We start from the raw sequence: 26455 nt of genomic DNA on the forward strand, positions 1-26455 counted from the left end.
AGGGTTTACCCGCACTTAAACACGGGTGAAAGAAAGGGTTATCGCTGAACCAGCGTGGTGACGTGCTCTGCACTGACCGCTGGCCAGAGCGCTCCCTGCATCGCGCCGACGTTAAAGGACAAGACACGTTGCAACAGGTTGTGATCGTCGATTCCGGCTACGATGACAGACTGGCAATGTGGTGTTATCTGCCAGAGAATTGCACGCATAAAAGGTTCAAAAGAGAGCTCCGATGCACGCTGCTGAATGAACCCTTTGTCGATGATCACCCGTTTAAATAATCCATCATAGACGGCTTTGAGGGATGCTGCGCCTGCACCAAAGTTTGCCAGAACCAACGGGAAATGAATCGCCATTCTTGCCAACTGGAGATCGTCTTTTCCGTTATTTAAACCTGGATAGTTCTCATTAACAGTAAACTCAATAAACGGATAACGCTCAAGGATTGAAACAGCGTTTCCATTGCTTAATAAAAACTCAACAATAACAGGTGTAATATTGATCCATGCAATTAACTGATGCTGAATAAAAAACAGTTTGCAGGTATCAAGCAATTGCAGTTTCTCGTTAAACAACGCTAACTCTTCTGTCGCTGTAAGACGAGGGATAACGAGGTCAGTGGGGATCCTTACATCAGTGCCGACGCCAGTAAAGTTAACCAGAACCTCTAAACCTTTAAGCTCACCTGCACTATTACGGGCAGGCATGAACAATAGTTCAGACTGGTAAGCATTATCTAGCGTACTTATCATTGCACTCGCCCCGCATTAAAGATGAGAGAGGACATCCTGGAGCAATTGCCGACACAATTCCACTGTCTTGATTTTAATAAGATTAATTTCATTAGTTCCGTATTAATTTTCAGATTTATCCCTGAATCTAAAATAATCTTATCCTGGTTACTGAATAATAGCCAGTTTTAGATAAAACAGACACATGCGGGCTTAGCTAATTTTAGGTAAATTTAACTTTAATCATCTTATTTGCGAAAAAACGGCATGATTTATTCGCTACCATGCCGTCATAAAGACACATCCGGGGCAGACTAAATACGTCGTGCTTGCCAGAAGTTTTTACGCCAGTACACATTATCGAGAGAAGATCGCATCACTCCGCGACTGGTCGAGGCGTGAATAAACTGATTGTCTGTATCATAAATTCCAACGTGAAGACCGCTTTCACCCGACCCGGTTTTGAAAAACACCAGGTCTCCAGGCAGAAGCTCATCTTTATCAATTTCAGTCCCTATTTCTGCCTGCTTGCGCGTTTCGCGCGGAAGCTGTAAGTCAAACTTGTCGCGGAACGTCATCAGGACAAAACCAGAACAATCTACACCGCCACGGCTCATGCCGCCATAACGATAAGGCGTACCGCGCCAGTTGCTCAGCTGATCGTTGAGGCTGGCAATGACGGTGATAGAATCTGAAAGCCGTGGGTTAGGCGGCGGCGCACGATGGCTACTGCATCCCGCGAGAAATAACGCTGCCATCAGGAGAAACCAGAATCGCATTTTCAGACGAATCCTCTGCTTTTTTTGTTCTTTTCGTAATTTAGCGTGCAATTGTGCTAACAGGCAAGAAACGGTTACTCCTGCCCGGTAGAAATCAGCATCTTATGTCCCTCTATATCCAGCCTGCGGAACGACATATTGTACGCAAGGGCAAGATTTGGCGGCGTAAGAACCTGATCCCGCGTCCCGCTGGCGATCATCTTTCCACGTGACAGCAACCACACCCGGTGGGCATGCCGCAAGGTATGGTTGAGGTCATGACTGCTCATTACCACGGCGATACCCTTTCGGCTCAGACTACTTAACAGCGAATCCAGCGCCGCCTGCTGCGCCACATCCAGACCGCTCATCGGCTCATCCAGAAGCAGCATCCGCCCGTGAGGGTTACCTGCCGGGTGAATCTGAACAATGACCGCCGCCAGGCGCACCCGCTGCCATTCTCCGCCGGAAAGCTGGCTGGCGTGCCGGGACAGTTTATCTTCTAGCCCCAGGGCCGCAGCCACTTCAGTCAGCAGTGCCGTATGTTGTTTGTCGTGCAAATGCAGCATCAGATAATGCCAGACAGGCATCGCAAAAGGGGGCATTTGTTGCTGCACAAGGTAACTGCGCCGGTGCGCCAGCGAGACCGGCGACCAGTCGGTTAGAGTATGCTCCAGCAGCGATATCTGCCCTTGTCCGGAGGTTAGCCCCGCCATACGGGCCAACAACGTGCTCTTCCCTGCACCGTTGGGCCCAACAAGATGCAGGATCTCTCCCGCATTGAGGGTACCGGTTATCGGCTCCAGACGTCCCTTCTCGGCAACGTCCGTGAGCTGCATCAGCAACGACATTATTTCGCCAGCGCCAGCTTGATAGACTCCATGACAATCGGATCTTCAGGCGTCATATCCGGTGAAAAACGCTGAACCACCTGGCCATCACGACCAATCAGGAATTTTTCAAAGTTCCACAGAATATCATCCGGGTAGAGCGGTGCCCGACCTTTGCTCGCCATACGTTCATAAAAGCCGCTGCCTTCTGGCGCAACGGCTGTCGGCGCGGCAGCAATCAGCTTCGCATACAGCGGATGGCGATCTTCGCCGTTAACATCAATTTTGCTGAACAGCGGGAACGTCACACCGTAGGTCGTACTACAAAACGTTTTGATCTCTTCTTCACTGCCCGGCTCCTGGCCCAGGAACTGGTTGCAGGGGAAACCCAGCACGGTGAAACCGTCTTTCTCCCACGCTTTCTGAATGTTCTCCAGCTGCTCGTACTGTGGCGTCAGGCCACATTTGGATGCCACGTTGACGATCAGCAATACATTGCCTTTGTAGCCTTCCAGCGTGGTGTTATCGCCATCAATGGTGGTCACTTTGGTGTTCAGGATATCTGACTGCATAGCATTCCCTCTGGTTGTCTTACGGATCGTGATTTAACGTCCGGCTTTTAATAGTAGCCAGATAAATACCGGCGCGCCCAGCGTGGCGGTCACTACACCAATGGGCAGTTCCGCGGCTGTCAGGGCAAGCCGGGCGATGATATCGGCCACCAGCAGTGTTACCGCCCCGGCGACTGCCGAGGCCGGAAGTAAGGTTCGATGGTCGGTGAGGCCACACAGGCGAAGCATATGCGGAATAACCAACCCGATAAAACCAATCGCCCCCGCCAGCGCCACGCTGACCCCCACCAGCCAGCCAATGGCAATAACCAGCACATTACGCCAGAACGCCAGTGGCATCCCGAGCTGGCGAGCGGATGTTTCACCCAGCGCGAGCATGTTGAGTGGTTGTGCCTGCATGGTCGCCCACAATATGACCGGGATCAGAAGAACCATCAGCCAGCCCTGGTGCCAGTCCACGCCCCCAAAACCGCCCATCATCCAGTACATCAGCTGACGCAGGTCAAAGGAGGTCGAGAAATAGACCGCCCAGGTCATCAGCGCGCTACAGATGATACCCAGCGCTACCCCGGCAAGCAGCAGACGGCTGGTCGATAAGTGCCGTCTGGCGAAACGCAGGAGAATGAGCGTTATCAGCAATGCGCCAGTAATGGCGCTCAGGCTGATACTCCACCCGGAAAGTGCTCCCCCGCCAAGCATGACGGCCGCTATCAGCCCCACGCCTGCGCCGTTCGATACGCCGAGCAGCCCGGGTTCCGCCAGCGGGTTGTCGAACAATGCCTGCATAATGGTGCCGCAGAGCGCCAGTGCAGCCCCCACCAGGATCACCGCCACGGTGCGCGGCAGACGTATTTGCCAGATGAAGATCTGCCCGTCAGGGCTCATCCAGCTTTCAGGCCCTATCCATCTGTCGCCCGCACACAGGCTTATGCCGGCGGCGACAACAAGAAGCAGCACCAGCAAAAACAGGCGACGTTGATCGGAACGGTGCTGGCGATAGGCGTAATCAAGCATGTGTACAGTTTTATTGACGTAAGATGTAATTGATTTTACGGCGGGTTTGCCAAAGAGCGCAAAGAAAAAAGGCCGCGTGAGCGGCCTTTTTAGTTAGTTCATATTACTCTGCTTTGGGCGTTGCGTTTTCGACACGGCTTTTTAACTTCTGGCCGGGTCTGAAGGTCACCACGCGGCGAGCTGTAATGGGAATATCTTCCCCCGTCTTCGGGTTGCGGCCCGGACGTTGGTTTTTGTCTCGCAAATCAAAATTGCCAAAACCGGAGAGTTTTACCTGTTCACCATTTTCCAGAGCACGACGGATCTCTTCGAAAAACAGCTCTACCAGCTCTTTGGCATCCCGTTTGCTAAGCCCAAGCTTATCAAACAGATATTCTGACATTTCAGCTTTTGTAAGCGCCATAGGTTCAATCCCTCAATGATGCCTGGAATCGCTCTTTTAATGCCTCTACACATTTGGCGACGGTAGCGGCAATCTCCTCTTCTTCGAGTGTACGGCTGGTATCCTGAAGGATAAGGCTGATAGCAAGGCTCTTGAAACCTTCTGCTACGCCCTTGCCGCGGTACACGTCAAATAAGTTTACGCCAACTACCTGATTTACGCCAACTTTCTTACATTCGGCCAAAATATCTGCTGCGGGCACATTTTCCGCGACCACAACCGCGATATCACGGCGGTTCGCCGGGAAGCGTGACACGTCCTGCGCCTGAGGAATGACGCGGTCTGCAACCGGGTTCCACTCCAGCTCGAACACGATGGTACGGCCATTCAGATCCAGTTTACGCTCCAGCTCAGGGTGAACAACACCAATGAAACCAACACGTTTGCCGTCTAAATAAATGGCTGCACTTTGCCCCGGATGCAGTGCCGGAATGGCTTCTGCACGGAATTCAATTTCAGATAATTTACCGGTCAGATCGAGAATTGCTTCCAGATCGCCCTTCATATCGTAGAAATCAACCGTCCCTTTCGCCAGATCCCAATGCTCTTCATAGCGGTTACCGCTGATGGCACCAGCCAGCATAAGATCCTGACGGATGCCTAAATTTGCCTGATTATCCGGTACAAAGCGCAAACCGCTTTCGAAAATTCGCACACGGTTTTGCTGGCGATTCTGGTTGTAAACAATCGTACCCAGCAGCCCCGTCCACAGAGACAGACGCATCGCGGACATTTCGCTGGAGATTGGGCTTGGCAGGATCAGCGCTTCCTGGCCCGGATGGATCAACTGCTGCAGCTTCGGATCAACAAAGCTGTAGGTGATCACTTCCTGGTAACCTTTATCATTGAGCATGGTTTTCACACGCTTCAGAGACAGGTCAGCTTCACGGTGGGTGCCCATCACCAGACCCGCCTGTACAGGCTCATCAGGGATGTTGTTGTAGCCGTATACGCGAGCCACTTCTTCCACCAGGTCTTCTTCGATCTCCATGTCGAAACGCCATGATGGCGCAACGGCCTTCCATTCGTCCTGACCTTCGGTGACTTCACAGCCCAGGCGCTTCAGAATGTCGGTGACCTGCGCATCGGCAACGTGGTGCCCAATCAAACGATCCAGCTTGCTGCGACGCAGAGTGATGGTTGCGCGCTTTGGCAGAGTGTCTTCGTTTGTCACATCAATAACCGGGCCAGCTTCGCCGCCGCAGATATCGATCAGCAGGCGGGTCGCGCGTTCCATCGCTTTGTACTGCAGCGCCGGGTCAACGCCGCGCTCGTAGCGGTGGGAGGCATCGGTATGCAGGCCGTGACGGCGTGCGCGACCGGTGATGGAGAGCGGGCTGAAGAAGGCGCATTCCAGCAGGACGTTTTGCGTCTCGTCGTTCACGCCTGAGTGCTCGCCCCCGAAGATACCGCCCATCGCCAGCGCTTTACCATGATCTGCAATCACCAGGGTATCAGCGTTCAGTTTTGCTTCGCTGCCGTCCAGCAGAACCAGGGTTTCACCCTCTTTCGCCATGCGCACAACGATGCCGCCGTCGATACGATCTTTATCGAACGCATGCATTGGCTGGCCAAGCTCCAGCAGAACGTAGTTAGTGACGTCAACAACCGCATCAATGGAGCGAATACCACAGCGACGCAGTTTCTCTTTCATCCACAGAGGGGTTGGCGCTTTAACGTTAATGCCTTTCACAACACGCCCCAGGTAACGCGGGCACGCATCGGCGGCTTCAACCTGAATTGGCAGAGTGTCGGTAATGGTTGCAGCTACTGGCGTGATGTCTGGTACGTTCAGCTCAACCTGGTTCAGCACCGCAACATCGCGCGCTACGCCGATGATACCTAAGCAATCAGCACGGTTTGGCGTGACGCTGATTTCAATGGTGTTGTCATCAAGCTTCAGGTATTCACGGATATCGGTGCCAATTGGCGCATCCAGCGGCAGCTCAATGATGCCATTGTGATCGTCGGAAATACCCAGTTCGGAGAACGAGCACAGCATGCCTTCAGACGGCTCACCGCGCAGTTTCGCGGCTTTAATTTTGAAATCACCCGGCAGTACCGCACCGACGGTTGCCACAGCAACTTTCAGCCCCTGACGGCAGTTTGGCGCACCGCAGACGATATCCAGCAGGCGCTCGCCGCCCACATTCACTTTTGTTACGCGCAGTTTGTCTGCATTAGGATGCTGGCCGCATTCAACCACTTCACCTACGACCACGCCATTAAAGGCACCTGAAACCGGCTCAACGCCGTCAACTTCCAGGCCTGCCATGGTGATCTGGTTAGAAAGCGCTTCGCTGTCCAGCGTGGTGTTCACCCATTCGCGTAACCACAGTTCACTGAATTTCATTGTTCTGTCCTGCCCTTATTTAAACTGTTTGAGGAAACGCAGATCGTTTTCGAAGAATGCACGCAGATCGGTCACGCCGTAGCGCAGCATGGTCAGACGCTCCATGCCCATACCGAACGCAAAGCCGGAGTAAACTTCCGGATCGATGCCTACGTTGCGCAGTACGTTTGGATGCACCATGCCGCAACCCAGCACTTCCAGCCATTTGCCGTTTTTACCCATCACGTCAACTTCTGCAGACGGTTCAGTGAACGGGAAGTAGGACGGACGGAAACGAACCTGCAGATCTTCTTCAAAGAAGTTATTCAGGAAATCGTGCAGCGTGCCTTTCAGGTTGGTGAAGCTGATGTTTTTATCAACAATCAGGCCTTCCATCTGGTGGAACATTGGCGTGTGGGTCTGATCGTAATCGTTACGATATACACGGCCCGGCGCGATAATACGGATTGGCGGTTCCTGATCCTTCATGGTACGGATCTGAACGCCGGAAGTTTGGGTGCGCAGCAGACGCGTGGCGTCGAACCAGAAAGTGTCGTGGTCAGCGCGTGCCGGATGATGGCCAGGAATGTTCAGGGCATCGAAGTTGTGATAATCATCTTCAATTTCCGGGCCAGTCGCCACGGTAAAGCCGAGCTCACCGAAGAAACTTTCAATGCGATCGATGGTGCGGGTAACCGGGTGCAGACCGCCGTTTTCGATGCGGCGACCCGGCAGAGAAACGTCGATAGTCTCTGCAGCCAGACGCGCATTCAGCACTGCACTTTCCAGCTCAGCTTTGCGTGCGTTCAGCGCCTGCTGCACCTGCTCTTTGGCTTCGTTAATTACCGCACCCGCTGCCGGGCGTTCTTCTGGCGGCAGTTCACGCAGGGTTGTCATTTGAAGGGTCAGATGCCCTTTCTTACCAAGATATTCGACGCGGACATTGTCTAACGCGGCAACATCTGAGGCCTGATTAATGGCGGCTGTTGCACTGGCAACCAGCTCTGCGAGATGTGACATGATTTTCCTCATTATGTCGGTGCAGACACCGATTTGGTGGAGTTATTCTCTCAAATTCAGGCACAAAAAAAGCCTCCATCGGGAGGCTTATCTGGCGCTGTTTTTCGTTTCATCTTTCACGCGCTAGCCTCCTGAATTCAGGTGCTAAAGTAAAAGAAGAAGCGGAAAATAGCAGCATTCATGCTTGCGTTACCTTGTGTGGTAAATACCGTTAAGACCTTATTGAAAAGGTTGCACCGGTAAAAGTCAATCTTCTGATGGTGTTAAATGAAAAGAGGGAGCTAAGCCCCCTCTCTCAACTGGCTTATGCCAGTGCTGCTTTCGCTTTTTCGACCAGAGCGGTGAACGCTACTTTGTCGAATACTGCGATGTCAGCCAGGATCTTACGGTCGATTTCAACAGAGGCTTTTTTCAGGCCGTTGATGAATTTGCTGTAAGAAATACCGTTCTGACGTGCTGCTGCGTTGATACGCGCAATCCACAGTTGACGGAACTGACGCTTACGCTGACGACGGTCACGGTAAGCGTACTGACCTGCTTTGATAACAGCCTGGAAGGCAACGCGGTATACGCGTGAACGCGCACCGTAGTAGCCTTTAGCTTGTTTCAAAATTTTCTTGTGACGTGCACGTGCAATTACACCACGTTTTACGCGAGCCATGTGTGCTCTCCTGTATCTATTCTAAGTTAAAAAAGTTAAACGTTAACGACTTATGCGTACGGCAGGCACGCGATTACCAGGCCCAGATCGCCTTTAGAAACCATGGCTTTTGGACGCAGGTGACGTTTACGCTTGGTAGCTTTCTTAGTCAGAATGTGACGCAGGTTAGCGTGCTTGTGCTTAAAACCACCTTTACCGGTTTTTTTGAAGCGCTTAGCAGCACCGCGTACGGTCTTAATTTTTGGCATCTTAATAACTTCCACTTCGCATTGTTAAATAAACGAAACATAGGCGAACAAAACCTATGAAACCCGAAGGCTCCACAGATTTTGCTGCTTGAAGGCCTTACTGTTTCTTCTTAGGAGCGAGCACCATGATCATCTGGCGGCCTTCGATCTTCGTAGGGAAGGATTCGACTACTGCCAGTTCACTCAGATCGTCACGGACGCGGTTAAGCACTTCCATACCAATCTGTTGGTGGGCCATCTCACGACCGCGGAAACGCAGCGTGATCTTGGCCTTATCGCCATCTTCCAGAAAGCGAATCAGGCTGCGGAGTTTTACCTGATAATCGCCATCGTCGGTACCAGGACGGAATTTGATTTCCTTAACCTGGATAACTTTTTGCTTTTTCTTCTGTTCCTTAGAAGACTTACTCTTTTCATAAAGGAACTTGCCGTAGTCCATGATACGACAAACTGGCGGTTCGGCGTTAGGGCTGATTTCAACTAAATCTACTCCAGCTTCTTCAGCCTTTTCGATTGCTTCTCTCAGACTCACAATCCCCAGCTGCTCGCCTTCCAGACCTGTTAAGCGAACTTCCTGGGCGCGAATCTCGCCATTGATACGATTCGGACGTGCCGTTTGAACTCGTTTTCCGCCTTTAATACCTTATTCCTCCAGTTGTTGAAGACTGCGGCTGCGAATCTCTTGTTGCAGCTTCTCAATCACTTCACTTACGTCCAGGCTGCCCAGGTCTTTACCACGGCGGGTGCGAACGGCAACTTTGCCTGCTTCCACCTCTTTATCACCACAGACCAACATATACGGGACACGACGTAAAGTGTGCTCGCGGATTTTAAAGCCAATCTTCTCATTTCTCAAGTCTGCTTTTACGCGAATGCCCGCATTTTGTAGTTTCTGCGTCAATTCTTTAACGTAATCCGCCTGAGAATCGGTAATGTTCATCACCACGACCTGCACTGGCGCAAGCCAGGTTGGGAAGAAGCCGGCGAACTCTTCAGTCAGGATGCCGATGAAGCGCTCCAGAGAACCGAGAATTGCACGGTGAATCATTACCGGTACCTGACGCTCGTTGTCTTCGCCAACATAAGAGGCGCTTAAACGCTGCGGCAGGGAGAAGTCCAGCTGTACAGTACCGCACTGCCATGCGCGATCGAGGCAGTCATACAGGGTAAATTCAATTTTCGGACCGTAGAATGCGCCCTCGCCCAGTTGGTATTCGAACGGAATGCCGTTCTCTTCCAGCGCCACGGCGAGATCCGCTTCTGCGCGATCCCAGGTCTCATCGCTACCGATACGTTTTTCCGGACGCGTTGAGAGTTTGACCACGATCTTCTCGAAGCCAAAGGTGCTGTACATATCGTAGACCATACGAATACAGGCGTTAACTTCGTCACGTACCTGATCTTCCGTACAGAAGATATGCGCATCATCCTGAGTAAAACCACGAACACGCATCAGACCATGCAGCGCACCTGATGGCTCGTTACGGTGGCAGCTACCGAACTCTGCCATACGCAGCGGCAGGTCGCGGTAGGACTTCAGACCCTGGTTGAAGATCTGAACGTGCCCCGGGCAGTTCATTGGCTTAATGCAGTATTCACGGTTCTCGGAAGAGGTAGTGAACATCGCATCTTTGTAGTTGTCCCAGTGGCCGGTTTTTTCCCACAGCACACGGTCCATCATGAACGGGCCTTTTACTTCCTGGTACTGGTACTCTTTCAGCTTGGAACGAACGAAGGTTTCCAGTTCACGGAAAATGGTCCAGCCGTCGTTGTGCCAGAACACCATACCCGGCGCTTCTTCCTGCATGTGGTACAGGTCAAGTTGCTTACCAATTTTACGGTGGTCACGCTTCGCGGCTTCTTCCAGGCGCTGCAGATAAGCATTCAGCGCTTTTTTATCGGCCCATGCGGTCCCGTAGATACGCTGCAACATCTTGTTGTTGCTGTCGCCACGCCAGTAGGCGCCTGCGATTTTCATCAGCTTGAAGTGATGACAGAAGCGCATATTCGGTACGTGCGGTCCACGGCACATGTCGACGTATTCTTCGTGATGGTACAAGCCAGGCTTGTCATCATGGGAGATGTTTTCATCAAGAATAGAGACTTTATAGCTCTCGCCACGCTTCACGAAGGTTTCACGCGCTTCGTGCCAGCTGACTTTCTTCTTGATGACGTCATAGTTCGTTTCGGCGAGCTCGTGCATACGTTTTTCGAGCGCGTCGATATCTTCCTGAGTCAGGGTGTGGTCAAGGTCAACGTCGTAGTAAAAACCGTTGTCGATTACCGGACCGATCGCCATTTTGGTGTTTGGCCACAGCTGTTTGATGGCATGACCTAACAGGTGTGCGCAGGAGTGGCGAATGATCTCCAGACCGTCTTCGTCTTTCGCTGTAATGATTGCAAGCGTTGCATCATTTTCGATCAAATCGGAAGCATCCACCAGCTCACCGTTAACACGGCCAGCGATGGTCGCTTTCGCAAGACCAGGACCAATGTCCAGGGCAACATCCATTGGGCTAACAGCGTGGTCGTAATGGCGTTGGCTGCCATCAGGAAGAGTAATTACAGGCATTTTATATCCTTATTTGCAGTGATGCCCCACACATAAGAGCATATACAAAGAAAATAATCGTGATTTGACAATAGATTACGACACCATCTGACCAACAATCGTCAAATTGGTTCGTCATCATTCACCCGCAGGAAAATCAGACAACGTCCGATTTACGGCAAGCCTTGCAATGTTAACACTAACAAAAGGGAGATTGCACCCTCTGCTGGCAGATTGGTGTGCTGGCACTTTTGCATGAATTTGCCGGTTGCATATCCCCGGAGCTCGCATTCCAGAGATGATGGGCTACTCTTGAACAGGTCATTAAACCCAAAGGTGCATACCATGAACGTATCTAGTAGAACGGTTGTGATATTGAACATCCTTTCAGCCACAGGTTTATTGTTGATTCTCGCCGAACGATTCCACTGGTTCTGAGCCTCACCTAAGCGGGTATAACCTAATCGCGCCCTGCGATGGGGCATTTTTCTGCCCTGTTTGATAGACTATGCGTATCAAGGAACAAGGATTAGGTTATGCCAACAAAACGATTTGCCGTAAAACACTGGAAAATGGTGCTGGTGCTGATAGCCATCTGCGGCGCTATGCTGTTACTGCGTTGGGCGGCAATGATTTGGGGCTAGAGGCGAATAGTCGTCATCAGAAAGTACGTCAACAGGCCTAAGATGTAAAACGGGCCGACATCTTCATCGGCCCGCCATTATTACATTCTATAACCCAGTGAAACAGTGGTTCTGCGATCGGTATGATCCGGTGCAGTTTCTGGCGGTGAAGAGTTCCAGGTCACGTTGTAAGCCACTTTCAGACCAAAGTGTTCGTTGATAGCCACGTTCAGCGCTGTCTCGGAGTTCAGCGTCGTATCGTCGGCACCAAATACTGAAACACCCTGGGTAAATTTGGTGTTGTCGGTCATCTGCCAGGCATAGGTGCCGGAAGCGTAGCCAAGAGGTTGGGTTTTGGTATCGCCATCGGTGTACTCGTCATAACGAACACCAGGACCGAATTCAAAACGGAAGCTGTGTACCGGGCCATTCAGGAACTGACGACCATAACCCGCAGTGAACACATCACGCTGACGATAACCGTTGTAGCGGTCAGTCAACCAGCTTGCCTGACCAAACAGGTAGTCATAGTCAGTCATGTTGTAGCGGCTACGTCCGCCTACCGCATATTTCTCGGAAGAGCGTTCATCATTAGCGGAAGTGTTGCTGGCATTTCCCCACAGAGACCATGCGGTGGTGTTACCGTACCAGGTGAGCGTACTGTCCGCTGTCAGAGAGGAGCTTTTCGTGTTACCGGATTGTGCCAGGTACCCGGCGTTCAGGTTACCTTCAAACGGTTTTTTCGCGGTGGTGGGATCGTCCATGACAGTAAAAACGGTATCATCGGCGCTCGCGTTCATTGCCACAAACACGCCACCCGCCAGCATCAGTGCAGCGGGTACTGTCTTCAAAAGCTTCATTTTATTAAGGAGTCCGTACAACAAAAAAAGAGACCACACGGTCCCGGAATCTTTCTTGAGGATCAATGACAAGGCGTCCAGAGAAAGGTAACAAATTATAAAAAGCCGCAAATAACATAGCAATGTTTTCTTATTTCATTTTTTGAATAAGAACGATCTCAAATTGCGTTTTATTTTATATATCCCCAAAATGTTATTTCATCCCTATTCATATTTAAAATCATACTGTTATTTACATTGCCTTCCTGATAAATGGTGCCAGACTAATAAGAACCCATGCTAAAAGGAGGTAATGATGGTTTCTATCTACACTCTGACGCTCTCCCCTTCCCTTGATTCCGCCACCCTGACGCCCCAGATTTACCCGGAAGGTAAATTGCGTTGCACGCCCCCTGTCTTTGAGCCAGGCGGTGGAGGTATCAACGTGGCGCGCGCGATTACGCACCTCGGCGGTAAAGCGACAGCAATATTCCCCGCAGGGGGAGCCACCGGTGAACACCTGATCTCTTTGCTGGCAGATGAGCATGTTGCCGTAGAGACAGTCGATGCCAAAGACTGGACACGACAAAACCTGCATGTACACGTGGAGTCAAGCGGAGAGCAATACCGTTTTGTCATGCCTGGCGCAAAGCTCAGTGATGATGAATTTCGTCAACTGGAAGAGAAAGTGCTGGCGATAGAAAGCGGTGCACTGCTGGTAGTGAGCGGCAGCCTGCCACCCGGCGTGAGCACGGAAAAATTAACAGCGCTCATCCGGGCTGCACAACAACGCGGGATCCGCTGCATTGTCGACAGCAGCGGCGATGCCCTGCAGGCTGCATTAGTGCCTGGCAATCTTGAGCTGGTTAAACCCAACCAGAAAGAGTTGAGTGCACTGGTCAACCGCGAACTGACACAACCAGATGATGTTCGCACCGCCGCACAGGAGTTGGTGCGCAGCGGTAAAGCGCGACGCGTTGTGGTCTCCCTTGGTCCTCAGGGGGCGCTGGCAGTCGATGAATCGTCGTCCGTTCAGGTTGTGCCACCCCCAATGAAAAGTCAGAGTACAGTGGGTGCCGGTGACAGCATGGTCGGTGCAATGACGCTGAAACTGGCACAGGGCGCATCACTGCTGGAAATGACACGCTACGGTGTGGCGGCGGGGAGTGCTGCAACCATCAACCAGGGCACGCGTCTCTGTTCACTGGCCGATACGCAAAAAATCGTTGATTACCTGTCACGCAATTAACACCCGTTCCCCTTCTTTATGGAGGGGAAATTCACATCGTAGTCGCCAAACACAGACTATCGACTATGCTAAGAAAACTTTCATGATAACAATGAGGTGAATTATGAGCAGTGGTGACATCACCCGCTACGTTGTAACCGTCAACCTTCATGAAGCATCGCTCACCGAGCTGAATGAGCTCAACAACGCGTTCACCCGGGCTAATTTTCTCCTCACGCTCACGGATGACGAGGGCAATGTTCATGATTTAGGCACGCTGACATTCGGCATAATCAGTCCCCTGAGCCAGGAAGAGGTACATGCGCTGGGCACCAGTCTGGTGGAAAGCGTGACTGACAAGCCTGCCGAAATTGACGTGGAAACCTGGGAAAGCTGGAAGAAAAAAGAACAATAAGTGCCCTGCATGAATTTAAACCGCTCAGGTGTGCGTTAGTTCGTATTTTTTTACCGCAATTATGCGCTAACTTTATGATCTGGCAGACAACATGGGAGAGACAACATGTGGCAGGCTATCAGTCATCTTTTAAGTGAGCAACTGGGTGAAGGTGAAATTGAACTGCGTAACGAACTGCCAGGCGGAGAGATCCACGCCGCGTGGCATTTACGCTACGCTGGACGCGACCTTTTCGTTAAATGTGATGAGCGGGAACTGCTTCCGATCTTTACCGCCGAAGCTGACCAGCTGGAACTGTTGTCGCGCAGTAAAACGGTGACGGTCCCACAAGTTCTGGCCGTAGGGAGTGACCGAGACTACAGCTTTCTGGTGATGGAATATCTCCCAGCCCGTCCGTTAGATGCCCATAATGCTTTCATTCTCGGCCAACAGTTAGCGCACCTGCATCAATGGAGCGACCAGCCGCAGTTTGGTCTCGATTTTGACAACGATCTCTCCACCACCCCGCAACCTAATGCCTGGCAGCGTCGCTGGTCGACGTTTTTTGCTGAGCAACGCATTGGCTGGCAACTTGAGCTGGCAGCTGAAAAAGGGCTGGAATTTGGCAATATAGATGCCATCGTTGAGCACGTTCAGCAGCGTCTGGCATCCCACCAGCCTCAGCCTTCTTTGCTACACGGCGATTTGTGGTCAAATAATTGCGCGCTAGGCCCTAACGGCCCTTATATCTTTGACCCGGCCTGCTACTGGGGTGACAGAGAATGCGATCTGGCCATGTTGCCGCTGCATCCGGAACAGCCACCGCAAATATATGATGGGTACCAGTCGGTTTCCCCCCTGCCGCCCGGTTTCCTCGATCGCCAGCCGGTGTATCAGCTTTATACGCTGATGAACCGAGCCATCCTGTTTGGCGGGGAGCACCTGGTCAACGCGCAGCGGGCCCTTGAACGTATACTTGCCGCGTGAAGGCAGATAAGGGTGGCTCTTTCGCCACCCTTATCTGTTACAGAAAACCGAGCAGCGAGAAGAAGAAGTATCCCGCCACAATGATGATCACCGGGAGGATATAGAGCGGGAAAATTTGCAGAAAAATGGTATGACGCGGCACAACAATGCGGGATTCAATCTGCTCCCGACTCATCCCTTCCGGGCCTTTAGCCTGCTCCAGAATTAACTGATCCTCAACCCCTTCGCGTAGAAAGCGCGTCTGACGACTCATTCGTGCGCCAGAGGCCTGCAATGCGAGGGCGATAAAGATCAGTGCGTAAATGACCCAAAAGCCGATATTCAGTTGCTGATGAAAATCCGGGGTGGGTGAGTTGAACCAGAAGACATTCAAGAATGGTGTGTTAAAACGCATCATCTCAATCATGACATGCGCAAAATCAAGCATTACCGCATTAATACCCGGCTGTTTTTCGCTGTGATCGTACATAAATTTCAGTACAGAGATCAGCGTAGAAATGACAGCTGGAATAAAAATCACCCAGCCAGCAATACGTTTTAAGACCGCGATGCGTCCAGCTTGTTGATACGTCATCAGTTCCTCTTCATAAAGACGCGTTATTTGTGCCTAAGTCTACCTGCTGGTCATCAATTTCGCCCGATCTTTAAAGGCAATATGCTAAATTGCAGGTTGTGCTTAGCACTTATCGTCTGTCGAACACCCTGGATAAGGAGACGTTGTGATGTCGACACCGCGCCAAATTCTTGCCGCAATTTTTGACATGGATGGATTACTGATCGATTCCGAACCGTTGTGGGATCGCGCCGAACTGGACGTCATCGCCAGCCTTGGCGTAGATATCAGCCGCCGTAATGAACTTCCAGACACGCTTGGCCTGCGCATTGATATGGTCGTCGATCTGTGGTTTGCCCAACAGCCGTGGGTTGGCCCGGATCGTGATGAAGTGACCGCACGCATTATCAGCCGCGCCATCTCGCTGGTCGAAGAGAACAAGCCGTTGCTGCCTGGGGTACGTGAAGCCGTCGCGCTGTGTAAAGCTCAGGGGCTGAAAGTCGGTCTGGCCTCTGCTTCACCGCTGCATATGCTGGAAAAAGTGCTCATCATGTTTGAACTGCGCGACAGTTTCGACGCGCTGGCATCAGCGGAAAAATTGCCTTACAGCAAGCCGCACCCGCAGGTCTATCTGGACTGTGCCGCTAAGCTGGGTATTGATCCGCTCAACTGCGTTGCGCTGGAAGACTCCGTAAACGGTATGGTGGCATCGAAAGCCGCACGGATGCGCTCCATTGTGGTTCCAGCCGAAGAAACCCGCCACGATCCCCGGTTTGCCCTTGCCGATGTGAAGCTTACTTCACTGGTCGGGTTGACGACGCATCACCTGCAGGGCGGTTAATGCCTGCGTTGGGTTTGTGACAAACAGTTACACCGTCACCTCTTCCGCCTACTGTATAAAAACCCTATACTGTATGAATTGACAGTTTTGTGGGTTTTATCATGACGGCGGAAGGCCACCTGCTTTTTTCTATTGCGTGCGCAGTATTTGCCAAAAACGCTGAACTTACCCCCGTGCTGGCGCAGGGGGACTGGTGGCATATTGTCCCTTCCGCCGTATTGACCTGTTTGCTGCCCGACATTGACCACCCCAAATCCTTTCTTGGGCAACGCCTTAAGTGGGTATCAAAACCTATCGCTCGCGCGTTTGGCCACCGGGGATTTACGCATAGTCTGCTGGCCGTGTTCGGCCTGCTGACGCTCTTCTACTTAAAAGTGCCCGAAAGCTGGATTGTCCCCGCAGATGCCATCCAGGGGATGGTGCTGGGCTATTTAAGCCATATTCTCGCCGATATGCTAACGCCTGCGGGCGTGCCGCTGCTTTGGCCCTGCCGCTGGCGTTTCCGTTTTCCCATCCTTGCACCGCAGAAAGGTAACCAGCTTGAGCGCGTATTGTGCATGGCGCTGTTTGCCTATGCTGTCTGGATGCCGCAAACATTGCCCGAAAACAGTGCAGTCCGCTGGTCTTCCCAGATGATTAATTCGCTGCAATTTCAGTTCAATCGTTTTATTCATCACCAGATTGAACAGTAAACAGACAAAACTATCTCATTTGTCATAACCCATTCCATTTGGATATAAGCGCTACATCACACTTCTGCTAACCTTCCGCCAACAGGATCGGTAAAAACCGACCCCATAATAAATCAGGAGAACGGGGATGAATTTTCCACTCATCGCGAACGTCATTGTGTTCGTTGTATTGCTATTGCTTCTCGCGCAGGCGCGCCACAAACAGTGGAGTCTGGCGAAAAAAGTACTGGTTGGTCTGGTCATGGGTGTTGTATTTGGTCTGGCATTACAGGCAATTTATGGCTCCGACAATCCAGTTCTGAAAGATTCCATTCAGTGGTTCAACATTGTCGGTAACGGCTATGTTCAGCTGCTGCAGATGATCGTTATGCCACTGGTGTTTGCCTCTATTTTGAGTGCCGTTGCCCGACTGCATAACGCGGCCCAACTGGGGAAAATCAGCTTCCTGACCATTGGTACGCTGCTGTTTACCACGCTGATTGCGGCGCTGGTAGGTGTACTGGTCACCAACCTGTTCGGCCTGACTGCCGAAGGGCTGGTTCAGGGCAGTGCTGAAACAGCGCGTCTGACCGCGATTCAAACCAACTACGTAGGTAAAGTGGCGGACCTGACCGTTCCGCAAATGGTGCTCTCCTTCATTCCGAAGAACCCGTTTGCTGACCTGACCGGCGCCAACCCAACCTCCATCATCAGCGTGGTCATTTTCGCCGCGTTCCTGGGTGTGGCGGCACTTAAACTGCTGAAAGACGATGCACCAAAAGGTGAACGCGTGCTGACCGCTATCGATACCCTGCAAAGCTGGGTGATGAAGTTGGTTCGTCTGGTGATGCAGTTAACCCCTTATGGTGTTCTGGCGCTGATGACCAAAGTGGTTGCGGGCTCTAACCTGCAGGACATCATCAAGCTGGGTAGTTTTGTGATTGCCTCTTATCTGGGCCTGGGCATTATGTTTGTGGTGCACGGTATCCTGCTGGGTGTGAACGGCGTTAGCCCGCTGAAATACTTCCGCAAAGTCTGGCCGGTGCTGACCTTCGCCTTCACCAGTCGTTCCAGCGCCGCGTCTATTCCGCTGAACGTTGAAGCACAGACCCGCCGTCTGGGCGTGCCTGAGTCTATCGCCAGCTTCTCTGCCTCTTTTGGTGCCACCATCGGTCAGAACGGTTGTGCAGGTCTTTACCCGGCGATGCTGGCGGTGATGGTTGCTCCAACCGTGGGTATCAACCCGCTTGACCCAGTCTGGATTGCTACACTGGTAGGGATTGTGACCATAAGTTCCGCAGGCGTTGCAGGTGTCGGTGGTGGCGCAACCTTCGCCGCGCTGATCGTGCTGCCTGCTCTGGGTCTGCCGGTGACGCTGGTTGCGCTGCTGATCTCCGTTGAACCGCTGATCGACATGGGGCGTACCGCGCTGAACGTAAGCGGCTCAATGACGGCCGGTACGCTGACCAGCCAGTGGCTGAAGCAGACTGACAAAGCGATTCTGGAAAGTGAAGACGACGTCGAACTGGCGCACCGTTAAACACTGACAATTAAAAAAAACCGCCTGATGGCGGTTTTTTTTATGGCTGTTACTCTTCAACCTCTTCATCCTGGCGGATCTGCATCGCCCACCGTTGCGCGGATTCCGGTACTGTAAAAGTCGGGGAACGACGGAAATGTTCACCGATCAGCACAAACGCCACATATTTACCGCGTAACAGCCAGACATCACGAAAACCCTCCACTTTCAGGGCATGATCCGGCGGCGCGGGTTCAACGCGGGGCACATAGCTAATAACCTGGCGGTTTTGTTGGCGAAGAGGTTTCATAAGCGACTGGTTCACTAAAGCAAATTCTTGAAGCAGGAAAATTCTATGATAGCCGATCCTGCTACCTTCCGTCGCGCCCCGAGTGGGTGAGATGGCTTCTTTCGCTAATGACGGCATGTGAAAACTCTTAGTTAGCAAACCATCTTGCGACATTGTCCTATCCTTAAAAGGTTTTTTAGCAATGAATCAAGGAGCATCGTGCAATGTCGAACAAAGATAAAACACATCAATCGCCGATTCATGGCACTGAAGAGTCTCAACCGGGAATGGACTCCCTCGCCCCTGCTGACGGCTCTCACCGCCCCTCTCCCGGCCCTTCAGCCCCAGGCGAACAACCTACCGCACCGGGAAGCGTGAAATCACCGGACACGGGAAATGAAAAACTGAAATCTCTAGCGCCACACCGTAAAGGCGGCGAAGGTTTTGCGCTCACCACCAATCAGGGCGTGCGCATTGCTGACGATCAGAACTCCCTTCGCGCAGGCGCGCGCGGGCCGACCCTGCTGGAAGATTTTATCCTGCGGGAAAAAATCACCCATTTTGACCACGAACGGATACCGGAACGCATCGTCCACGCCCGCGGTTCCGCGGCCCACGGCTACTTTCAGCCCTATAAGAGTCTGAAAGCGATCACCAAAGCGGATTTCCTCTCCGACCCGGATAAAATCACACCGGTGTTTGTGCGTTTCTCCACCGTGCAGGGCGGCGCGGGTTCGGCAGACACCGTCCGGGATATCCGCGGCTTTGCCACCAAATTTTATACCGAAGAGGGAATTTTCGATCTGGTGGGCAACAACACTCCCGTGTTTTTCATTCAGGATGCGCATAAATTTCCTGACTTTGTCCATGCGGTAAAACCAGAGCCTCACTGGGCCATACCGCAGGGACAAAGTGCGCACGACACCTTCTGGGACTATGTCTCCCTGCAGCCTGAAACCTTACACAACGTGATGTGGGCGATGTCAGACAGGGGCATTCCGCGCAGTTATCGTACGATGGAGGGATTTGGCATCCATACCTTCCGTCTGATCAACACCGAGGGAAAAGCCACGTTTGTCCGCTTCCACTGGAAGCCTGTGGCGGGTAAAGCCTCGCTGGTGTGGAACGAAGCGCAGAAGCTCACCGGACGCGATCCAGACTTCCATCGCCGCGAGTTATGGGAATCCATTGAAGCGGGCGATTTCCCGGAATACGAACTGGGCCTGCAGCTCATTCCGGAAGAGGACGAATGCAAGTTCGATTTCGATCTCCTTGACCCGACCAAACTGATCCCGGAGGAGCTGGTGCCGGTTCAGCTGGTGGGTAAAATGGTGCTCAACCGTAACCCGGATAATTTCTTCGCCGAAAACGAACAGGTCGCGTTCCACCCGGGGCATATCGTGCCGGGGCTGGATTTCACCAACGATCCTCTCTTACAGGGACGTTTATTCTCGTATACCGATACGCAGATCAGCCGTCTAGGTGGGCCGAATTTCCACGAAATCCCGATTAACCGTCCAACCTGTCCGTACCACAACTTCCAGCGGGACGGGATGCACCGTCAGGATATTGATACCAACCCGGCGAACTATGAACCGAACTCCATCAACGATAACTGGCCGCGCGAAACCCCACCCGGGCCGAAACGCGGTGGATTCGAATCGTATCAGGAGCGTATTGATGGCAACAAAATTCGCGAGCGCAGCCCGTCGTTTGGCGAGTATTACGCCCACCCTCGCCTGTTCTGGAACAGCCAGACGCCGATTGAGCAGCAGCACATTATCGGCGGCTTCAGCTTTGAGCTCAGCAAAGTGGTGCGCACCTATATCCGCGAGCGCGTGGTCGATCAGCTGGCGCATATTGATGTTCAGCTTGCTCAAAGCGTAGCCGATAACCTGGGTATTACGCTCACCGATGAGCAACGCAACCTGGCGCCGCCAAAAGCGGTTAATGGTGTGAAAAAAGATCCGTCACTGAGTCTGTACGCAGTGCCGGGTGGCTCAATTAAAGGCCGCGTGGTCGCCATTCTGCTGAATGATAAAACCCGCGCCAGTGATGTGCTGGGAATTATGCAGGCGCTGAAAAAGCAAGGCGTGCACGCCAAACTGCTTTATTCCCGCATGGGCGAAGTGACCGCCGATGACGGCTCCGTGCTGCCGGTGGCGGCGACTTTTGCCGGCGCGCCATCGCTAACCGTCGATGCGGTAATTGTGCCGTGCGGGGATATTAACAGTCTGCTGACCAACGGCGACGCCGTCTATTACTTGCTGGAAGCCTATAAACACCTTAAACCGATCGCGCTATCCGGCGATGCGCGACAGTTTAAAGCGCAGTTGAAGGTGGCGGATCAGGGTGAGGATGGCATTGTGGAGGGCGATAACGTCAATGACGCGTTTATGACGAAACTGTTTGATTTGCTCGCTGTTCATCGCGTCTGGTCGCGCAGCAGTAAGATTGACCAGATACCGGCGTAAAAAAATGCCGGGTAAGGCGAAACCGCCCCCCGGCACTTCTTACAGATCCCTGAACGTTCCCAACCGATATCCGCGCTCGGCAATCGCATACTTGAGCGATGCCGACGTCAGCACATCCAGTTCCGCCAGTCGAGGCCAGCAGTAGGCGCTTTTACGCACGGTGTTATCAACAAAAGCGGGGTGCGCCATCACCTCCACCGACCGTTCGCCTCGGGCGGCGGAATCATCCAGCACTTTCAGGAACAGTGCTTCATCGATCCCTTCGCCATAAAACGCGCTGCTGAATCCGTCCGTTGTGGGCACAGAGAAGAATGACAGACCGTGCAGCGCCTGCACGTCACGATCCACGCGCATTGCAACCCCTTTACGTCGCGCAAATTTCGCAACAAGCGGGAAAATCGCCGGGATCATATGGACGTGATGGTGACTGTCAATGTGCGTCGGCTCCTTGCCAAACACATCAACAAAGCGGTTGAACTGACAGTCCAGCTCACGGGTAATCTCTTCGAGCGGCAGAGCATCCTGCTCCGCCAGTTCCCAAATCCACTTACCCAGCTGTCCGTCGCGAGTCAGACCTGGCATCTGCGAAAGCGGCATCCCAAGCGTCAACACAAAGTGCATGCCGACGCCCAGCGCCGGAACATCGCGGCTCAACTGCGCCGCGTGTTCAACCGCTTCACCATTAACCAGTGCCGTTGTGGAGGTCACGATCCCCCGACGGCAGGCTTCAATAATGCCGTAGTTTTGACCTCTGGAGAGACCAAAATCATCAGCATTGACGATCAGCAGGTTTTCCATTGCGCATCCCCTTAACGGTGTTTGAACTTCAGCTTCTCTATTGTTGCAGCAAAGTTCGGCAACCATTTTTCATGTGCCAGAATCATTTCACTGGCCAGTTGCTCCGCATCGCGATCAGAATGGACCAGCGGGCTGAGGTTCAGCGCCAGCAGCACGTCATTAAGCTCACCGCTTAACGCCGCATGACTGGCAGCCACTTCAAATCCTTTGATGGTGTGAATCAGGCCCATGACTTTGTCATCAAAATGGGTGATGCGTGGATGTGGTTTCGCCCCATCACGCCCCAGAATACAGGTCATCTCGATGGCCCAGTCAGCCGGAATGTTGTCGATATGACCATGATGCGGCACATTAACGTAATGCTCCGCTTGCTTATCGTTGTAAATGGCATTGATAACTTCACATGCTGCATCGGAGTAATATGCCCCGCCGCGCTGCTCCAGCTCTTTCGGTTTGACGTTCAGGTTCGGATCTTTATACAAATCGAACAGCTGCTTCTCAACCTTCTGAACGATCTGCGCACGCGCGCCGCCCTTATAGTACTCGCCCATTTCGATAGCCAGCATCTCTTTCTGCTTAAAGTAGTAAAGCAGGTACGAGCATGGCAGCAGATTCAGCGAGCGGATCAGCCCTTCGCTGAACGGCAGGTCAAAGATGTTTTTCACTGACGCCGCCGTCAGGCGACCGGAGGCCACGCCGTCGAGCAGTTCGGCAAAGCGCGATTTTCCGTTCACAATGACATCTTTGATGAACACCATGTGGTTCAGGCCGAACAGATCGATGGAGAGATCGTCGTTGTCGGTCAGTTCCAGAACGTCGCGGATAAACATCTTCATGCCAATCGGAATATTACAGACGCCGATAAAGCGTTTGAAACCCGTATGGCGGTAGACCGCCTCGGTCACCATCCCAGCCGGGTTGGTAAAGTTAATCACCCATGCGTTCGGGCAAATCTCTTCGACATCTTTGATAATGTCGAAAATGACTGGGATGGTACGCAAACCTTTGAACAGGCCGCCCGCGCCGTTGGTCTCTTGTCCCAGATAACCGTGACTCAGTGGAATGCGTTCGTCCAGTTCACGCGCCTTTAACTGACCCACGCGTAGCTGGGTGGTAACGAAATCCGCATCTTTCAGCGCCAGTCGACGATCCAGGGTTTTATGCACGGTTAAAGGCACACCGGCTTTCTCAACCATGCGCTTGCACAGGTCGAAAATAATATTCAGTTTCTCCTGACCTTCCTCAACGTCAACCAGCCATAACTCGCTAACCGGTAATTCATGATAACGTTTCAGGAAACCTTCAAGTAATTCCGGGGTATAACTGCTGCCGCCACCAATGGTTACGACTTTTAATTTCTTTTGCATAATATCTCCCTTAGCGTATCAGGTTAATCGCCTGCAAGGTATAGCGTACTCTTCCCGCTATTTGGGCAAGCAATCAAGGCAATATTCGCGGCGGGTAAAGCCGCCTAAAGTTAATTAATTACCGTCAAGTTTTTCCGGTAACTGTTCGGGGTGAACGATGTCAATTTCTTAAAGGTTTTAATAAACAGACTGGGGCTACTGTATCCGGATTCGTAAGCAATATCGGTGACAGAATAGTTGGTAATTTCCAGCTGTTTTTTTGCAAAATTAATGCGGATTTCATTAATAATTTGCACAGGTGTTTTACGATAATAACGCTGTGTCGCGCGAGTCAGATATTCCTGCGATTTTCCCGACAGTGAAACCATATTCTCCAGCGCATTTTCACTGAACTGCCCTTTATCGTGCATCAGTTCCACAGTACCGCGCAGCCATTGCGGAACATCATCCGTCACCTGCTGCTCTTCGCGATGATGGCGCAGCCGGTTCATCACATAGAATGTCACCGTTTCAATAAACTCATCAAATTCATTGTCGCGGAAGTTAAGCGAGGCGATAACCGTTTCAATCCAGGTCATAAACTCGTTTTTGACACGATAGACCTGCGATGCCACAAAGCAGAACGGTACCAGCGGCAGATAGTGCTTCTCAAAGAAGCGTCTGCTGACGCCCACATTCAGAATGCGTGTGGCACCAAATTCGTAAAAGCTCTGGTGATAGGATCCCATCGGTAAGAAGACAAAATCGCCCCGTTCAAGCAGGACGCGCTTACCGTTAATTTCCTGGTAGTAGCGGCCGGTCAGAACAATCGTGAACTCATAGTAGTCATGCTGGTGCAGACCGCTGGCGCTCTCCGTTTTGTTGTAAATGACCACGTGAAAATTCTTGCCATTAAACAGTTGCTGCTCAAGTGCGGTTTTAATTTCCATCGTGCTGACCTCCTGCTGCCTGACCTGACTTATTGCATTTTCTCGTGAAGCTCAATTAACTCCGCCACCAGCTCGCGTGCCAGCATCGACGTCATCAGGTGATCCTGGGCGTGTACCAGCACCAGGCTAACCTTCATCTTCCCTTCCCCCTGGTCACCTTCGATGAGCTTCGTCTGCACCAGGTGTGCTTCATTCAGCGCCGTACGGGACTGATCCATCATGGTTTTCGCGGCGGCGAAATCCCCCTGCTTGGCCTGCTTGAGGGCGGCATAGGCCAGGCTACGGGCTTGTCCGGAATTGATGATGAGCCCCATCACCACTTCTTCGAGATCGTTCTCTGCGCTTTCTTCTGCAACAATACTATCCAAATCTAACATTTTAAGCTCCTTGTGGCTGGCGCGGGTTTCCCCGCGCCGGTCAATCTTAGAATTTCAGTGAGAGGGCAATATCCTCTTCGCTCTCTTCTTCATCAATGATGGTTGCTGCTTTGTTCGCAATCGCCACGAATGGCATGTAAAGCAGTGTTGCAATCCCGAGGTTGAATATCGCCAGCAGGAAGGCCGCCACGCTGCCGTTGGTGTTGAAGAACGCGCCCAGACCCGCCGGCATTGTCCATGGTGCAATGTTGGTGATTGGTGGAATGATCCCCATGTAATAGGCCGTCAGGGTAATGGCTGCCAGCAGCGGCTGAATCAGAATGAACGGGATGAACATCACCGGGTTCATGATGATTGGCAGACCAAACAGGATCGGTTCGTTAATCTGGAAGATACCTGAAGGCAGCGCCAGTTTCGCCACCTGACGGTAGTCAGCACGACGAGAGACAATAAAGACCACGATGATCAGACCCAAGGTCGCCCCGGTACCGCCCAGGAAGATATAGGAGTCAAGCATCGGCTTCGCCCACACATGGAAGGTTTTACCCGCTGCCAGCGCCGCGTCAACAGAGCCGTACTGCTGGTAAAGTGCTACGTTTTCCAGTGCCCATGGGGTCATAATCCCGCTGTCCAGCGCTGCCAGTGCCAGTGAACCATGCACGCCGAAGAACCACAGCAGAGAAGTGAAAATCACATACGCCCAACCGACCACTCCACCCATTGACGCCAGCGGCGTAGAGATAGAGTCCATGATGATCTGGTGGAAGTTAGTGCCCCAGTGAGAGAGCGCCCAGGCGATAATCCCCATGATGGAAAGAATAATGAAGCCTGGAATCAACGCGGAAAATGAACGAGAAACCGAAGCTGGAACGCTATCTGGCAAACGGATAACCCAGTTTCGACGAATAATAAAGGTGAACATCTCCGCCACCACCAGCCCGATAACAATACCGGAGATGATGTTAGCTCCGCCCAGCCAGTTGGCGCCTACTGCATACGCTTCACCGACACTGTAAGGCGTCACGGTCATAAATGCGGCAACGGATAATAAACCAGCGGCCAGTGGATCCACTTTCCGCTCTTCTGCCAGCGCCATCCCTATAAAGAAAGGCGCCATCAGCGACATAATACCTAACGTCCCGTTATAGACGTTGCCGCCGATGGCTTTAAAACCGTTAAGGGTTTCAATAGTCGAAGCGTCTAACCGAATTCCTAATGAATAAAAGAAGGAACCTTCACCAAAGCTCAGAAAAACGTTGTTAATTAAAACGAACATTGCCCCGGCCAGCGTCAACGGCATTAATTTAATAAAACCGTTTTTGATGGCATTAACGTGAGGCTGCTTTCCTATTTTAACAGCAAAAGGAAGGAGTACCTTTTCAAGTGAAGCGATGACTTTACTCATAG

The 26455-nt window shown here is 52.1% G+C and carries 30 protein-coding genes and 1 other annotated feature; of the genes, 9 read left to right on the forward strand and 21 right to left on the reverse strand.

Annotated elements, in window-relative coordinates; genetic code table 11:
- Positions 1–38 precede the first annotated feature (38 nt).
- The 13 genes from AC0XWG_RS20760 to thrS all read right to left on the reverse strand — a co-directional run bounded on the left by AC0XWG_RS20760 (position 39) and on the right by thrS (position 11180).
- Positions 39–752: an EAL domain-containing protein gene (locus AC0XWG_RS20760; protein ID WP_475681002.1), complete on the reverse strand. Its 714-nt coding sequence runs from the start codon at positions 750–752 to the stop codon at positions 39–41.
- Between the two features lie 293 nt (positions 753–1045).
- Positions 1046–1510, reverse strand: coding sequence for an NlpC/P60 family protein (locus tag AC0XWG_RS20765; RefSeq protein WP_028017229.1), 465 nt, complete (start codon positions 1508–1510; stop codon positions 1046–1048).
- Positions 1511–1584: 74 nt separating this feature from the next.
- Positions 1585–2340: a vitamin B12 ABC transporter ATP-binding protein BtuD gene (btuD, locus tag AC0XWG_RS20770; RefSeq protein ID WP_108090153.1), complete on the reverse strand. Its 756-nt coding sequence runs from the start codon at positions 2338–2340 to the stop codon at positions 1585–1587.
- Positions 2340–2891 (reverse strand): glutathione peroxidase, encoded by a 552-nt coding sequence (locus tag AC0XWG_RS20775; RefSeq protein WP_028017227.1) that lies wholly within the window; start codon positions 2889–2891, stop codon positions 2340–2342. Before AC0XWG_RS20775 ends, btuD begins: the two co-directional genes overlap by 1 nt.
- Positions 2892–2924: 33 nt before the next feature.
- Entirely contained in the window at positions 2925–3905 is a 981-nt protein-coding gene (btuC, locus tag AC0XWG_RS20780; RefSeq protein WP_108090155.1) for a vitamin B12 ABC transporter permease BtuC, read from the reverse strand.
- Positions 3906–4008: 103 nt separating this feature from the next.
- Positions 4009–4308 carry an integration host factor subunit alpha gene (ihfA, locus tag AC0XWG_RS20785; RefSeq protein WP_003857805.1) on the reverse strand — a complete coding sequence of 100 codons (300 nt, stop codon included), beginning with the start codon at positions 4306–4308 and terminating at the stop codon, positions 4009–4011.
- A gap of 4 nt (positions 4309–4312) precedes the next feature.
- Positions 4313–6700: a phenylalanine--tRNA ligase subunit beta gene (gene pheT, locus AC0XWG_RS20790; RefSeq protein WP_128347991.1), complete on the reverse strand. Its 2388-nt coding sequence runs from the start codon at positions 6698–6700 to the stop codon at positions 4313–4315.
- A gap of 15 nt (positions 6701–6715) precedes the next feature.
- Complete coding sequence (gene pheS / locus AC0XWG_RS20795; RefSeq protein WP_010426091.1) at positions 6716–7699, reverse strand: phenylalanine--tRNA ligase subunit alpha; 984 nt, start codon at positions 7697–7699, stop codon at positions 6716–6718.
- A gap of 62 nt (positions 7700–7761) precedes the next feature.
- Positions 7762–7886 (reverse strand) — a sequence feature (Phe leader region).
- The gene (gene pheM, locus AC0XWG_RS20800; RefSeq protein ID WP_001386830.1) at positions 7837–7881 is read right to left on the reverse strand and encodes a pheST operon leader peptide PheM; all 45 of its coding nucleotides are present in this window, start codon (positions 7879–7881) and stop codon (positions 7837–7839) included. Its footprint overlaps the feature before it by 45 nt.
- A 117-nt stretch (positions 7887–8003) precedes the next feature.
- The gene (rplT, locus tag AC0XWG_RS20805; RefSeq protein ID WP_000124850.1) at positions 8004–8360 is read right to left on the reverse strand and encodes a 50S ribosomal protein L20; all 357 of its coding nucleotides are present in this window, start codon (positions 8358–8360) and stop codon (positions 8004–8006) included.
- A 50-nt stretch (positions 8361–8410) separates the two neighbouring features.
- Complete coding sequence (gene rpmI, locus AC0XWG_RS20810) at positions 8411–8608, reverse strand: 50S ribosomal protein L35 (RefSeq protein WP_001124225.1); 198 nt, start codon at positions 8606–8608, stop codon at positions 8411–8413.
- 97 nt (positions 8609–8705) lie between these two features.
- Positions 8706–9248: a translation initiation factor IF-3 gene (gene infC, locus AC0XWG_RS20815; protein WP_023616141.1), complete on the reverse strand. Its 543-nt coding sequence runs from the start codon at positions 9246–9248 to the stop codon at positions 8706–8708.
- A 3-nt stretch (positions 9249–9251) separates the two neighbouring features.
- The gene (thrS, locus tag AC0XWG_RS20820) at positions 9252–11180 is read right to left on the reverse strand and encodes a threonine--tRNA ligase (protein ID WP_049007602.1); all 1929 of its coding nucleotides are present in this window, start codon (positions 11178–11180) and stop codon (positions 9252–9254) included.
- A gap of 324 nt (positions 11181–11504) precedes the next feature.
- On the opposite strand from thrS, the gene yncL reads away from it, so the two are divergent.
- Together yncL and yniD are read left to right on the forward strand one after the other, a co-directional pair.
- Positions 11505–11597: a stress response membrane protein YncL gene (gene yncL, locus AC0XWG_RS20825; RefSeq protein WP_021241082.1), complete on the forward strand. Its 93-nt coding sequence runs from the start codon at positions 11505–11507 to the stop codon at positions 11595–11597.
- Positions 11598–11695: 98 nt separating this feature from the next.
- A complete protein-coding gene (gene yniD, locus AC0XWG_RS20830) occupies positions 11696–11803 on the forward strand; it encodes a small membrane protein YniD (protein WP_008500658.1) in 108 nt (35 codons plus the stop codon).
- Positions 11804–11883: 80 nt separating this feature from the next.
- Here yniD and AC0XWG_RS20835 read toward each other — a convergent pair whose 3' ends face one another.
- Positions 11884–12642 (reverse strand): DUF481 domain-containing protein, encoded by a 759-nt coding sequence (locus tag AC0XWG_RS20835; RefSeq protein WP_028017222.1) that lies wholly within the window; start codon positions 12640–12642, stop codon positions 11884–11886.
- A gap of 295 nt (positions 12643–12937) precedes the next feature.
- Here AC0XWG_RS20835 and pfkB point away from each other — a divergent pair, with 295 nt between their 5' ends.
- The 3 genes from pfkB (at position 12938) to AC0XWG_RS20850 (ending at position 15230) form a co-directional block, all read left to right on the forward strand.
- Entirely contained in the window at positions 12938–13870 is a 933-nt protein-coding gene (gene pfkB / locus AC0XWG_RS20840; RefSeq protein WP_049007599.1) for a 6-phosphofructokinase II, read from the forward strand.
- 103 nt (positions 13871–13973) lie between these two features.
- Positions 13974–14264, forward strand: coding sequence for a type V toxin-antitoxin system endoribonuclease antitoxin GhoS (gene ghoS, locus AC0XWG_RS20845; protein ID WP_028017220.1), 291 nt, complete (start codon positions 13974–13976; stop codon positions 14262–14264).
- A gap of 105 nt (positions 14265–14369) precedes the next feature.
- A complete protein-coding gene (locus AC0XWG_RS20850; RefSeq protein ID WP_475681003.1) occupies positions 14370–15230 on the forward strand; it encodes a fructosamine kinase family protein in 861 nt (286 codons plus the stop codon).
- A gap of 37 nt (positions 15231–15267) precedes the next feature.
- Here AC0XWG_RS20850 and AC0XWG_RS20855 read toward each other — a convergent pair whose 3' ends face one another.
- Entirely contained in the window at positions 15268–15804 is a 537-nt protein-coding gene (locus tag AC0XWG_RS20855; RefSeq protein WP_049007596.1) for a YniB family protein, read from the reverse strand.
- A gap of 148 nt (positions 15805–15952) precedes the next feature.
- On the opposite strand from AC0XWG_RS20855, the gene hxpB reads away from it, so the two are divergent.
- The 3 genes from hxpB to AC0XWG_RS20870 all read left to right on the forward strand — a co-directional run bounded on the left by hxpB (position 15953) and on the right by AC0XWG_RS20870 (position 18835).
- On the forward strand, positions 15953–16624 hold the full coding sequence (hxpB, locus tag AC0XWG_RS20860; RefSeq protein WP_028017217.1) for a hexitol phosphatase HxpB: 672 nt from the start codon (positions 15953–15955) through the stop codon (positions 16622–16624).
- A 101-nt stretch (positions 16625–16725) separates the two neighbouring features.
- Positions 16726–17316 (forward strand): metal-dependent hydrolase, encoded by a 591-nt coding sequence (locus AC0XWG_RS20865; protein WP_014883483.1) that lies wholly within the window; start codon positions 16726–16728, stop codon positions 17314–17316.
- Between the two features lie 127 nt (positions 17317–17443).
- Positions 17444–18835 carry an L-cystine transporter gene (locus AC0XWG_RS20870; RefSeq protein ID WP_475681004.1) on the forward strand — a complete coding sequence of 464 codons (1392 nt, stop codon included), beginning with the start codon at positions 17444–17446 and terminating at the stop codon, positions 18833–18835.
- Positions 18836–18884: 49 nt separating this feature from the next.
- Here the strand turns inward: AC0XWG_RS20870 and cedA are convergent, their stop codons facing one another.
- A complete protein-coding gene (cedA, locus tag AC0XWG_RS20875; RefSeq protein WP_306671787.1) occupies positions 18885–19277 on the reverse strand; it encodes a cell division activator CedA in 393 nt (130 codons plus the stop codon).
- Positions 19278–19327: 50 nt separating this feature from the next.
- Here cedA and katE point away from each other — a divergent pair, with 50 nt between their 5' ends.
- Entirely contained in the window at positions 19328–21577 is a 2250-nt protein-coding gene (gene katE / locus AC0XWG_RS20880) for a catalase HPII (RefSeq protein ID WP_475681005.1), read from the forward strand.
- 39 nt (positions 21578–21616) lie between these two features.
- On the opposite strand, the gene chbG is transcribed toward katE, so the two are convergent.
- The 5 genes from chbG to chbC all read right to left on the reverse strand — a co-directional run bounded on the left by chbG (position 21617) and on the right by chbC (position 26453).
- Entirely contained in the window at positions 21617–22375 is a 759-nt protein-coding gene (chbG, locus tag AC0XWG_RS20885; RefSeq protein WP_128347992.1) for a chitin disaccharide deacetylase, read from the reverse strand.
- An 11-nt stretch (positions 22376–22386) separates the two neighbouring features.
- Positions 22387–23742, reverse strand: coding sequence for a 6-phospho-beta-glucosidase (locus AC0XWG_RS20890; RefSeq protein ID WP_028017213.1), 1356 nt, complete (start codon positions 23740–23742; stop codon positions 22387–22389).
- Between the two features lie 110 nt (positions 23743–23852).
- Complete coding sequence (gene chbR / locus AC0XWG_RS20895) at positions 23853–24704, reverse strand: transcriptional regulator ChbR (protein ID WP_256125016.1); 852 nt, start codon at positions 24702–24704, stop codon at positions 23853–23855.
- A complete protein-coding gene (gene chbA, locus AC0XWG_RS20900; protein WP_028017211.1) occupies positions 24701–25048 on the reverse strand; it encodes a PTS N,N'-diacetylchitobiose transporter subunit IIA in 348 nt (115 codons plus the stop codon). Before chbA ends, chbR begins: the two co-directional genes overlap by 4 nt.
- Before the next feature lie 46 nt (positions 25049–25094).
- Entirely contained in the window at positions 25095–26453 is a 1359-nt protein-coding gene (chbC, locus tag AC0XWG_RS20905) for a PTS N,N'-diacetylchitobiose transporter subunit IIC (protein WP_475681006.1), read from the reverse strand.
- Between the last annotated feature and the right edge of the window lie 2 nt (positions 26454–26455).

This window comes from Enterobacter sp. DVT3837, assembly GCF_056238685.1.